The following is a 10,774-nucleotide window of genomic DNA, read 5'->3' as shown; positions in this document are numbered from 1 at the left end:
CAATCAACTGCTGAATCCCCTGCGCCACATGGCGCCTCGATCCCTCCAGATCAAACGCCAGGTCACTCACCATCGCATCAGCCGAAGCCAGCGTCTCACTGAGGTTGGCAAGCAAGCATTCGTTATCGAGGCCTTTCACGACGGCGTACAGCTGCCCCGGTTTGGGCTCGTCTTTGGATTTATCCGGTTTCGGTAGCAGGTAGTGATCGAGCACCCGTTTGGTGGTTTCGTCTTGCTGCTTGGCTTTGGATTTTGCGGATTTGGAAGTGGAATCTGCCTCTGGCGGATTCGGAGTTATTTTGAACATCGGTGTGACCCTCATAAGTAGGCCGCACCATCTCGCTACTAAACGGAAGGGTGGCGGCTGTGCGCAAGTTAGTAGACCGGTGATCACACCAAACCCGGCGCGCCCGAGGGCGCCATGCACACAGCCACCATCAAGAACAGGCAAACACCTGACTGATGAGACTTGTACAACCGAGATGTGAACCGGGCTACTAAACCCGACCACTGATGGGCAGTGGCAGGAAGACAATAAAACCCCGGGACAAGGCGCACAAGCGGGCGGATTCTGGCTTAGTTGTAGGCAAAGGCGCAAGGATGCGTAGCTTGATAGCGGGTGTAGGGGAGGGCTGTAGGAGGGAGGTTTTTTGGCGATGCGGGTGGGGTGTTCTGCGCTGGAACTGGGGTGATTTCATCGCGAGCAGGCTCGCTCCCACAGGGTTTTGTGTGGCACACAGTATTTATGAACACCACCGAAAAAGTGTGGGAGCGGGCTTGCTCGCGAAGGCGTCGGCACATTCAACATTGATGCAAGCTGATCCACCGTATTCGCGAGCAAGCCCGCTCCCACAGGGGAATTGCGGTAGCCAGGGAAATCAAACTCACCTCCTGATCAGAATGTGAGCTAGCTCGCTTGCGATAGCTATCTGCGAAAATGAGGGCGGTCTGAAAAAACTGGACCGCCACCCCTGAGCCGCCCCTCAGCCCCCTTGATTGTTGCAGTTGGCTGCGTGCTTGAGGTACGTCAGGGCTTTCTGTTCACCCATTGAATCGAGGTAGGTGATTTGCGCGTTCACCAACCCGCAGGTCTGGCCACTGTCTTCAGTCAGCGAGATCACTTTGTAGATGTCCAGGTGGGTGCCGTAGGCGTAGGTTTCGCTGGCGGCTTTGTCTTGGGCCAAGGCGGGTAATGCGCCGGCGCTCAGGGCAGTGATCAGGCAAGCGGTAGCGATGGTTTTCAGGTTCATGGTCGTTTCCCTTCAATGAGTTCGATGGCGTCGTCGAGGCGATGCTTGTTGTCTCGATGGCGCTCATTAAAAGCCCGTGAGGTATCTCGGCTGTGTCGAAAAGCGCCGTGATTGGATGCGTACGTATCTGAGGTGAATTGCGATACAGATCGATACAATCGCCACTGTTTTCGCTTGGTTCTGGCTTGATCTCGGGCTGGATAAGCTGAACGACGGTGCGTCGCCAACTGGCAACCGGGCATCGTCACACTGCGCAACAGATGCGCGCATTTCGGAGAGCAGGGCATGGAACATGTCGATCACGTATTGATCGTGGATGATGATCGGGAGATCAGGGAGCTGGTCGGCAACTACCTGGTGAAGAATGGTCTGCGCACCACTGTGGTCGCCGATGGTCGTCAGATGCGGGCCTTTCTCGAAGCCAATCAGGTGGACCTGATCGTGCTCGACATCATGATGCCGGGGGATGACGGGCTGCTGCTGTGTCGCGAACTGCGCGCCGGAAAGCATAAGGCGACACCGGTGCTGATGCTGACGGCTCGCAGCGACGAGACCGACCGCATCATTGGCCTGGAAATGGGTGCCGACGATTATCTGGCCAAACCTTTCGCGGCCCGGGAGCTGCTTGCGCGCATCAACGCGGTGCTGCGGCGCACCCGCATGTTGCCGCCCAACTTTGTCGTCAGCGAAAGCGGCCGGATGCTCAAGTTCGGCCGGTGGCGCCTCGACACCACCGCCCGCCACCTGCTCGATGAAGACGACACACTTGTCTCGCTGAGCGGCGCCGAGTACAGGCTGCTGCGGGTATTTCTCGATCATCCTCAGCGGGTACTGAGCCGCGATCAGTTGCTCAACCTGACGCAGGGTCGTGACGCGGACATCTTCGACCGTTCCATTGATTTGCTGGTCAGCCGCGTGCGCCAGCGCTTGCTGGATGACGCACGCGAGCCTCTCTATTTAAAGACGGTGCGCAATGAAGGCTACGTCTTTACCTTTGCGGTCGAAATGCTTGAGGAGCAGGCATGAAACTCGCGTTGCAATGGCCACGCACGCTGGCCTCGCGGCTGTGGCTGGTGTTCCTGGTCGGTCTGATACTCGCCCAGGCCCTGACGTTCGCAGCCCAATACTACGAACGCTACGAAAGCACCAAGACGGCCATGTTGGGCAATTTCGAGCACGACACGGCGACCTCCATCGCCATCCTCGACCGTCTGCCTGCCGCCGAGCGCCTGGAATGGACCAAGCGTCTGCAGCGTCGCAACTATGACTATCTGCTGCGCGAACATGATCCTGGCATCCCGCTCACCTCCAACGATCTCGCGGCGACGGCGGCGCAATCCCTTCAAGTCTCGCTGGGCCGCAACTATGACCTGACCATTGTCGAAATCCCGGGCCCACGCCAGCATTTCCAAGCCCAGGTGAGACTGGCTGACGGCAGCCCGGTCACCATCGATGTGCGTCCCTCGGTCAGGCCGTTGTCGCCCTGGTTGCCCTTTGCCCTGTTCGGTCAGTTGCTGTTGATGATCGGCTGCACCTGGCTTGCCGTGCGGATCGCCATACGCCCGCTCAGCCGCCTGGCCGAGGCGGTCGAGAACCTCGACCCGAACGCCCATCCCGTGCCGTTGGATGAAACCGGTCCACGGGAAGTGGCCTACGCCGCCCGCGCCTTCAACAGCATGCAGGCGCGCATTGCTGCTTACCTGAAAGAGCGCATGCAGTTGCTGGCGGCCATTTCCCATGACTTGCAGACGCCCATCACGCGCATGAAGCTGCGCGCCGAGTTTATGGACGACTCGGTAGAGAAAGACAAACTGGGCAACGACCTCAACGAGATCGAGCACCTGGTGCGCGAGGGTGTCGCTTATGCGCGCAGTGTCCATGGGGCGACGGAGACCAGTTGCCGCATCAGTCTGGACTCCTTTCTCGACAGCCTGGTGTGCGACTACCAGGACACCGGTCGGGAGGTCGTTCTGCGCGGCCAGAACGGCGCGATCATCGAGACAAGGCCCCATGCGCTGCGGCGTGTTCTGGTGAATCTGGTGGATAACGCGCTGAAGTACGCCGGCACCGCCGAGGTGGAAATCCGCGGTGATGCAAGCACTGGCGTTTCCATCAGCGTGCTTGACCGAGGGCCGGGTATTCCGGAGGAGATCCTGGCAGAGGTGGTCAAGCCGTTCTATCGGGTGGAAAGCTCACGCAATCGCAGCTCTGGCGGCACCGGCCTGGGCCTTGCCATCGCCCAGCAGTTGACCGTCGCGATTGGTGGGTCGCTGAGCCTGCGCAATCGCGACGGCGGCGGGCTTTGCGTGACCCTCGACTTCGGCGTCGATCAGTAGGCCGCGCGGGCTGCACGTCATGTGCAGCCTGCATTTGTAAGCCACTGTATCCAGCGCATCTACAGACTCAAAACAACGCATAACCGCCGGGTGTCGAACATCTCCGGTATACATGCCCTTGCAAGAATACTCCCCATCAACTCGCCATCGGATCCCCCGAATGGCGAGCCATGACCTAAGGAGATCTTGCCATGAATACCCAGTCCTCCCGCGCTCAAGCAGCCAACCCAGCCCAGGCCGGCAGCTATATCACCACCCAGGACGGCGTACAGCTCTATTACAAGGACTGGGGTCCGAAAGATGGGCCAGTTGTCACCTTCAGCCATGGCTGGCCGCTGAATTCCGATAGCTGGGAATCGCAGATGCTGTTCCTGGCGGACCAAGGCTATCGGGTGATCGCCCACGACCGCCGCGGCCATGGCCGTTCCAGCCAGCCGTGGGAAGGTAACGACATGGATCACTATGCCGATGACCTGGCCACTGTGATCAACACCCTGGATCTTAACGATGTCACCCTGGTGGGTTTCTCAACCGGTGGTGGCGAAATCACCCGCTACATCGGCCGCCACGGCACCGACCGGGTGAAGAAGGCCGCACTGATCAGCGCCGTTCCGCCGATGATGCTCCAGACCGAAGACTACCCAGGCGGCCTGCCGATCGAGGTGTTCGACGGCCTGCGCAAGGCCTCGCTGGACAACCGCTCGCAGCTGTATCGCGACATCGCGTCCGGCCCGTTCTTTGGCTTCAACCGCGACGGGGCGAACGTCTCCCAGGGGCTGATCGATTCGTTCTGGGTACAGGGCATGCAAGCGGGCCACAAAAACACCTATGACTGCATCGCGGCGTTCTCGGCGACGGACTTCCGCGCCGACCTGGCTGCGTTCGATGTGCCGACACTGATCGTGCATGGCGACGACGACCAGATCGTCCCGATTGACGCCTCCGCCCATGCCGCCGCCGAGCTGGTGCAGAACGCCGAGTTGATCGTCTATCCGGGCGCACCGCACGGCCTGACCGATACCCATAAGGACCGCCTCAATCAGGATCTGTTGGATTTCCTGGGCAAGTAAGCCCATCGCACCCGGCAGCGTTACCCATCCAAATGAATGAAAAGGAATGATCATGCTCAATCTCAAATCGCTCTTGGCCGTCACCATCACCGCTGCGTTGGCACTGACAACCCTTGATAGCGCAACCGCCGCGCAACCCGACGCCACCAAGCCGACCATCGTGCTGGTGCATGGCGCATTCGCCGAATCGTCCAGTTGGAATGGCGTTGCCGCCCAGTTGCTGAGCCAGGGTTACCCGGTCGTTGCCGCGGCCAACCCGCTGCGCGGCGTGAAGCAGGACGCCGATTATGTCGCCGATATCGTCGAGCACACCGCGGGCCCGGTGATCCTGGTGGGTCATTCCTATGGCGGCGCCGTGATCACTAACGCCGTGCACGACAACCCCAAGGTCAAGGGGCTTGTCTACGTCGCAGCCTTCGCGCCGGACAAAGGCGAAACCGCCATCGAGCTGTCCGGTCGCTACCCTGGCGGCACCCTTGGGCCGACCTTGGCGGCTCCGGTGCAGCTGGACGACGGCAATAAGGACCTCTACATCCAGCAGGACAAATTCGGCCAACAGTTTGCTGCCGACGTTCCTGCGGCGGACTCCGCCCTGATGGCTGCCACGCAACGTCCCATCAGCGAGGCGGCATTGAAAGAAGCGTCTGGCGAACCGGCCTGGAAAAAACTGCCGTCCTGGTTCATCTACGGCTCGGCGGACAAGAACATTCCCGAGGCGGCCCTGAAGTTCATGGCCGAACGCGCGGGCTCGAAAAAGACTGTCACCGTTCAAGGCGCTTCCCATGTGGTGATGACGTCTAACCCGGGGAAGGTTGCAGAGCTGATTGTTGAGGCGGCGCTAGCCAGTTCCAAGGGCTGATCTGGTAAAGCGGGGCGACTGACCCGAAAGCCTTATCTGTTTGTCTTCGAGAAGAACCAAAAACCCGGCGCAGTAGGCCGGGTTTTTTCGTTGGGACAAAATCCGTGGGAGCAAAGCTTGCTCGCGATAGCGGTAGACCAGCCAAACCCGATATCGACAGACCTGCCCCAATCGCGAGCAAGCTTTGCTCCCACAGGTTTGCTGCTTAACTGACTGGCATTAGGCGCAGGAGGCCGGGCTTTGAGCCACCCTTCGTCTCGCAAAGTGGCAACCTGACTGAGCCGTGCCTATAGTTTTTGGCGCCAAATCTATTGGAGGCATGGACATGAGCCAGAGCATTTCGCCCGCCGCTTCAGCTGCGCGGAACACAGGCATGGTCGCCACGACCTTATGGGGCTCGGACAAAATCGCAGGTATCGCGGTCGATCCGGACGGTGCTATCTGGCTTGGCGCTTATAGTCGCCTGGGACGAGGAGGCGAAGAGGATTCAAGCTTCACCGGCAGCCTGGTTCGGTTCAATGCCAACGGTAGCCTGGACCGCAACTTCAGTGGCGACGGTAGATCCCTGCTCCCTGTGTCGCTCGATATCGAGGACGGCGGTAATGCCGCCGTGCAGCCGGAAGGGGGCTACCTGGTGACGCGCTACGTGAACGTAGACAACGTCTGGGTGTCGGGCATCAGTCGTAACTTGGCCGACGGCAGCCTCGATACGAGTTTCGGGAACGGCGGCACCGTGACAGTGCCTTTCTATTGGAATGAAGATCTAGGTCAGCAAGCGTCGTTCTCCGTGCAACGCGACGGCAGCTTCTTCGCAAGCGCTGGGTATCCGTCCGGGGAGATCTATATCGCCCGCTTCGACGCAACGGGGACCTTGGTCTCGTCTTTTGGAGAGGCTGGGGTCCTGCACCTGCCCGCGTCCGTCGGCATTCATCCCAGCAGCACGCTCGACGTTTCGCTGCAGGAAAACGGGAAGGTATTGGTCACCGGGCAAGATACCCTGACCCGCCTCAACCCGGACGGTACGCTGGATAGCAGCTTTGCGAACGGGGGCAGCCTGGCCCTGGATGTTCACGCAGACGCCCTCGTCATCCAGGATGACGGCAAAATCCTGCTGGCGGGCGCCTCGGGCGGTGTGGCGAGCGTCATCCGACTCAATGCCGACGGCTCGCTCGACACCGATTTTGGCGATCAGGGTCGGGTCAGTTGGGGCTCGGAAAGCGCTCCTTTCGCAGTCGCCGACATGATCGTGCTGGCGGACGGCAAGCTATTGATTGGTGCAAGCCTGGGTACGCGCGCGGACGGCTATTTGGCCGCCTTGGTTCAGTTGAACCCCAATGGTGGCCTGGACCACAGCTTTGGCGATCCCGACGACGGCTATTACCACGTTGACGGTGGCGGCGATGCTGACTACTTGCTCGGTACCGCCTCGTTCGACGATGCGATCCTTGGCGGGGCCGGTAACGATCTGCTCGATGGCCAGCAAGGTCGTGACCTGCTGACGGGCGGTGCCGGGGCCGATACCTTCCGTTACCAGTCAGTCACAGACAGTTATCGAACCGCCACCGCGGCCCATAGCGACCGAATCACTGACTTCGACCCTAGCACCGATACGCTCGACCTCGCCTCCCTGGGCTTCCTCGGGCTGGGCAATGGACATGACGGCACGCTGGCGATACGCGTCAATGAAAGCGGGACGCGGACCTACCTCAAAAGCTTCGAGGCCAACGCGGATGGGGAACGCTTCGAAGTGGTCTTCGACGGTAACTTGGGCCAAGCGCTGAATGAAACCAACCTCGTGTTTCAGCAGGCCAGGTTGATGGGTACCGAAGGAGCCGATCGTTTACAAGGCAACGCGCGCGGTGAAATTATCGAAGGGTTGGCGGGCGATGATCGTCTTTATGGCGCGCTAGGCAATGATGTATTGGTTGGCGCAGAGGGCCGGGACCTATTGGCGGGTGGCGGCAACAACGATGTGTTCCGCTTCGACGGACTGAGCGACAGCTACCGTACCGCCACCGAAAACCATACTGATCGCCTGATTGACTATACCGTGGGTGAAGACGCTATCGATTTGTCCGCCTTGGGCTTTACCCGGCTGGGAAATGGTTACAACGGCACGTTGGACGTGATTTTCAATGAAGCCAAGGACCTGACTTACTTGAAGAGTTATGAAGCTGACGCCTCTGGGGCTCGATTCGAGTTGAGCTTGGTGGGGGACCATTCCGGTTACGGTAACTTGAACATCATCTTCGCGGAGCCTTCGCAAGAAGAGGCCATTCAATTGGTCGGAGTGGCTAACGACTTCTGGGTGTAAAACGCAGACCTGGTTATTTCTTGCTCTTAGCCATTTGATCGTTCCCACGCTCCGCGTGGGAATGCAGCTAGGGACGCTCTGCGTCCCCCAAGAGCCGAACGCAGAGCGTCCGTGGAGGCATTCCCACGCAGAGCGTGGGAACGATCTTAAACGCACCCGCCGCTAGCTTCGCACGGCCCTGTCGATCTCTTATCCATATGAGCCAAACCTCCTTTCCAGTGGAAAGGGGCGGATCTAACATTAGGAAAAATTCCGACTCATATTGAATACTATCCGCGTATAGCAAAAGCTAATAGATTCAGCTAGCTTTAGCTATCTTTCATTAGGTTTTGATATTTTTTTGAGGTCGACATGGATCCCTACCGTAATCCGTTTGCGCCCGGAGCGGGCAGCAGGCCCCCTGAATTGGCGGGGCGCGACTCAATTCTCGAGGCGGCAAGAATTGCCTGTGGCCGAGCCGTCAATGGACGAAGTGCTCGTTCCATCATGCTCCTTGGCTTAAGAGGCACGGGTAAGACGGTCCTGTTGAATGAGATAGGAAGAATTGCGAAGGAGGAAGGTCTTCTCGTCTCCAAAGTAGAGGCGCCAGAGCGTGAAAGCCTTGCACGTCTTCTTTATCCTGAAATGCGAAAGGTCATGCGCGCGCTTTCCGGCGTTGAGTCCGCCAAGCAAATTGCTAATCGCGGGCTAAAAGGACTTCGCAGCTTTGCATCAATCTTCAAGATTGATATTGGCGGTATTGAGATTGGTGTTGAGCCTGAGCCTGGACTCGCGGACAGCGGAAATCTTCAATACGATCTTCCAGATCTTTTTACTGTAATAGGTGAAGCGGCACAGGCCGCCGGCAAAGGCTGGATTCTTCTCATTGATGAAGTCCAATACCTCACCGAAGCAGATCTATCGGCACTGATTGTCTCTATCCATCGCATGTCGCAAGAAGGGCTTCCGGTGCTGCTGGTCGGTGCAGGTCTTCCGCAAGTTGCCCGGCTGGCGGGTGAGGCGAAGTCATACGCCGAGCGGCTTTTCCTTTATCCGGAGGTGGGGGCGCTTGATCAACCGTCTGCGACTCAAGCCGTTCAAAAGCCGATCTTGGAGGAGGAGGCTTCTATCGACACTGCAGCGCTGGACAGCATTGTTGATCGGACGCAGGGCTATCCGTTCTTTCTTCAAGAGTGGGCATCCACGGCATGGAACAACGCCGAGGGGCCTGAAATTACTGTTGACGATGTCGAGCATTCTTATTCGGAGACATTGGCCTCTCTCGATGCGGGCTTCTTCAGGGTTCGTATCGATCGGCTTACACCTTCGGAGGTTCAGTTTGTAAAAGCCATGTCCACCCTCGGCGATGGCCCCTATGCCATCGCTGATGTTGCCAAGGTCATGGGGCGTCCTCAATCATCGCTTGGTCCGACTCGGGCCAACATCATTTCCAAGGGAATGATCTACAGCACAGATCACGGATATCTGAATTTTACAGTTCCTCTTTTCGCGGAATTCATGCGTCGCCAGGAATGAAGTCCTGCAGTGTGTGGCGAGGGGAATATCTCCTCGCCACACCGCTTGACGGTGTTGCGGTTAACGTGGGGGATTTGTCCGGTTTTGCGGCTGCTGCGCAGCCGAGCGGGAGCTTGCTCCCGCTGGCCTGCGCAGCAGGCCCCTGCATTTTTCCAGGCAAACTGCATTGTCCGGTTTTGCGGCTGCCGCGCAGCCGAGCGGGAGCAAGCTCCCTCGCCACGAGGGTGTCTGGGCTGGCGTCATCGCGAGCAGGCTCGCTCCCACAGGAGATCGGGGGTGTTGCAGATACCAGTGAAAAGGGGATTTATTTGCTGGAAATAAATCCCCTTTTCGGACACGGCGTTGTGCCAACGGCCATGGTACTTTTTAAACGGTTACTTCAACGATGGAGCAGTCGCCAGTGTGCTTGAAACCACTATCAGGCGTCAGACCCTTGGAGGAAGCTCCTTCGCTACCAGGAGGTCCAACACGTGACCGATTCCAACGTCATAATTTTCGATATGGACGGTACTGTCCTCGACTCGGCTCCCGGAATCCTTGAGAGTTTGACGTATGCCATCCGTCAACTGGGCCATGATTTTATTCCCGGCGCTGAGACGCAGAAGCTATTTGGCCCCCCGATGAACCAAATCGTCGCAAAACTCCTGGCGCCTTTTGCAGACGATCGAGTCGACGAGTGCATCCACTTGTACCGCTCCCACTACAGGGAGCATGGGCTCTACAAAAGCCTTCCGTACGCAGGCATAAGCAATGCGCTCCGTTATTTTTTGGACCGTAATTACTCGCTCTTTATTGCGACTTCGAAACGACAAGAGTTTGCTGAAAAAATGCTTACCTACAACGGATTGTCCGATGCTTTCCAGTCGATCTGCGGCACTTCGCCCGACGGTAAGCTGGATGAGAAGGCTGATCTGGTAAAGACGCTGCTGGCATCCCTTGCGAAGCCGCCATCCAGCGTGTTCATGATTGGCGATAAACGTGATGACATGCAGGCAGCGCAGCGAAATGCAGTAATCCCGGTGGGCGCACTGTGGGGCTATGGTGCCGTCGACGAGTTGAAAAACAGTGGGGCCCTGGCCTTGGCCGATACACCCTGGGCGTTACCCTCCATAGTTGACGGTCTGCTGCCGGCAGCTGGATATTCGGCTCGACACTAACCCCTGTGGCGAGGGAGCTTGCTCCCGCTGGCCTGCGTAGCAGGCCCCTGCATTTTTCCAGGCAAACTGCATTGTCCGGTTTTGCGGCTGCTGCGCAGCCGAGCGGGAGCAAGCTCCCTCGCCACGGGGGTGTCTGGGCTGGTGTCATCTCGAGCAGGCTCGCTCCCACAGGGGATCGGGGGTGTTGCAGATGTTGTGTTCACCACCGTCCGGTGTGGGAGCGAGCTTGCTCGCGAAGAGGGTGGCACATTCAATATTGATGCAAGCTGACCC

At 58.6% G+C, this 10,774-nt stretch carries 9 protein-coding genes; 7 read left to right on the top strand and 2 right to left on the bottom strand.

Going from position 1 to position 10,774, the window contains the following annotated elements:
• Positions 1-307: DUF6124 family protein (locus CFII68_RS24525; RefSeq protein WP_018600902.1), on the bottom strand; the 307-nt coding region annotated here is incomplete at its 3' end.
• 676 nt (positions 308-983) lie between these two features.
• Complete coding sequence (locus tag CFII68_RS24530; RefSeq protein ID WP_018600900.1) at positions 984-1,250, bottom strand: DUF2790 domain-containing protein; 267 nt, start codon at positions 1,248-1,250, stop codon at positions 984-986.
• 285 nt (positions 1,251-1,535) lie between these two features.
• Here CFII68_RS24530 and CFII68_RS24535 point away from each other — a divergent pair, with 285 nt between their 5' ends.
• The 7 genes from CFII68_RS24535 to CFII68_RS24565 all read left to right on the top strand — a co-directional run bounded on the left by CFII68_RS24535 (position 1,536) and on the right by CFII68_RS24565 (position 10,501).
• Positions 1,536-2,276 carry a response regulator gene (locus CFII68_RS24535; protein ID WP_018600898.1) on the top strand — a complete coding sequence of 247 codons (741 nt, stop codon included), beginning with the start codon at positions 1,536-1,538 and terminating at the stop codon, positions 2,274-2,276.
• Positions 2,273-3,586: an ATP-binding protein gene (locus CFII68_RS24540; RefSeq protein WP_018600896.1), complete on the top strand. Its 1,314-nt coding sequence runs from the start codon at positions 2,273-2,275 to the stop codon at positions 3,584-3,586. The genes CFII68_RS24535 and CFII68_RS24540 overlap by 4 nt, the downstream gene beginning before the upstream one ends.
• A 191-nt stretch (positions 3,587-3,777) precedes the next feature.
• Complete coding sequence (locus CFII68_RS24545) at positions 3,778-4,656, top strand: alpha/beta fold hydrolase (RefSeq protein WP_018600894.1); 879 nt, start codon at positions 3,778-3,780, stop codon at positions 4,654-4,656.
• A 46-nt stretch (positions 4,657-4,702) separates the two neighbouring features.
• Positions 4,703-5,515, top strand: coding sequence for an alpha/beta fold hydrolase (locus tag CFII68_RS24550; protein ID WP_018600889.1), 813 nt, complete (start codon positions 4,703-4,705; stop codon positions 5,513-5,515).
• Between the two features lie 325 nt (positions 5,516-5,840).
• Complete coding sequence (locus CFII68_RS24555; protein ID WP_033062349.1) at positions 5,841-7,829, top strand: M10 family metallopeptidase C-terminal domain-containing protein; 1,989 nt, start codon at positions 5,841-5,843, stop codon at positions 7,827-7,829.
• Between the two features lie 351 nt (positions 7,830-8,180).
• A complete protein-coding gene (locus CFII68_RS24560; protein WP_033062348.1) occupies positions 8,181-9,344 on the top strand; it encodes an ATP-binding protein in 1,164 nt (387 codons plus the stop codon).
• A gap of 470 nt (positions 9,345-9,814) precedes the next feature.
• Positions 9,815-10,501 (top strand): HAD hydrolase-like protein, encoded by a 687-nt coding sequence (locus tag CFII68_RS24565; RefSeq protein WP_018600883.1) that lies wholly within the window; start codon positions 9,815-9,817, stop codon positions 10,499-10,501.
• Positions 10,502-10,774: the final 273 nt, after the last annotated feature.

Source organism: Pseudomonas sp. CFII68, assembly GCF_000416195.1.
Classification (GTDB): Bacteria; Pseudomonadota; Gammaproteobacteria; order Pseudomonadales; family Pseudomonadaceae; genus Aquipseudomonas; species Aquipseudomonas kilonensis.
This window is presented reverse-complemented; position numbering and strand designations above follow the sequence as displayed.

Coding starts and splice junctions, on each gene's coding strand:
- CFII68_RS24530 (WP_018600900.1), bottom strand. CDS start 1,250: ATGAACCTGAAAACCATCGCTACCGCTTGCCTGATCACTGCCCTGAGC.
- CFII68_RS24535 (WP_018600898.1), top strand. CDS start 1,536: ATGGAACATGTCGATCACGTATTGATCGTGGATGATGATCGGGAGATC.
- CFII68_RS24540 (WP_018600896.1), top strand. CDS start 2,273: ATGAAACTCGCGTTGCAATGGCCACGCACGCTGGCCTCGCGGCTGTGG.
- CFII68_RS24545 (WP_018600894.1), top strand. CDS start 3,778: ATGAATACCCAGTCCTCCCGCGCTCAAGCAGCCAACCCAGCCCAGGCC.
- CFII68_RS24550 (WP_018600889.1), top strand. CDS start 4,703: ATGATCATGCTCAATCTCAAATCGCTCTTGGCCGTCACCATCACCGCT.
- CFII68_RS24555 (WP_033062349.1), top strand. CDS start 5,841: ATGAGCCAGAGCATTTCGCCCGCCGCTTCAGCTGCGCGGAACACAGGC.
- CFII68_RS24560 (WP_033062348.1), top strand. CDS start 8,181: ATGGATCCCTACCGTAATCCGTTTGCGCCCGGAGCGGGCAGCAGGCCC.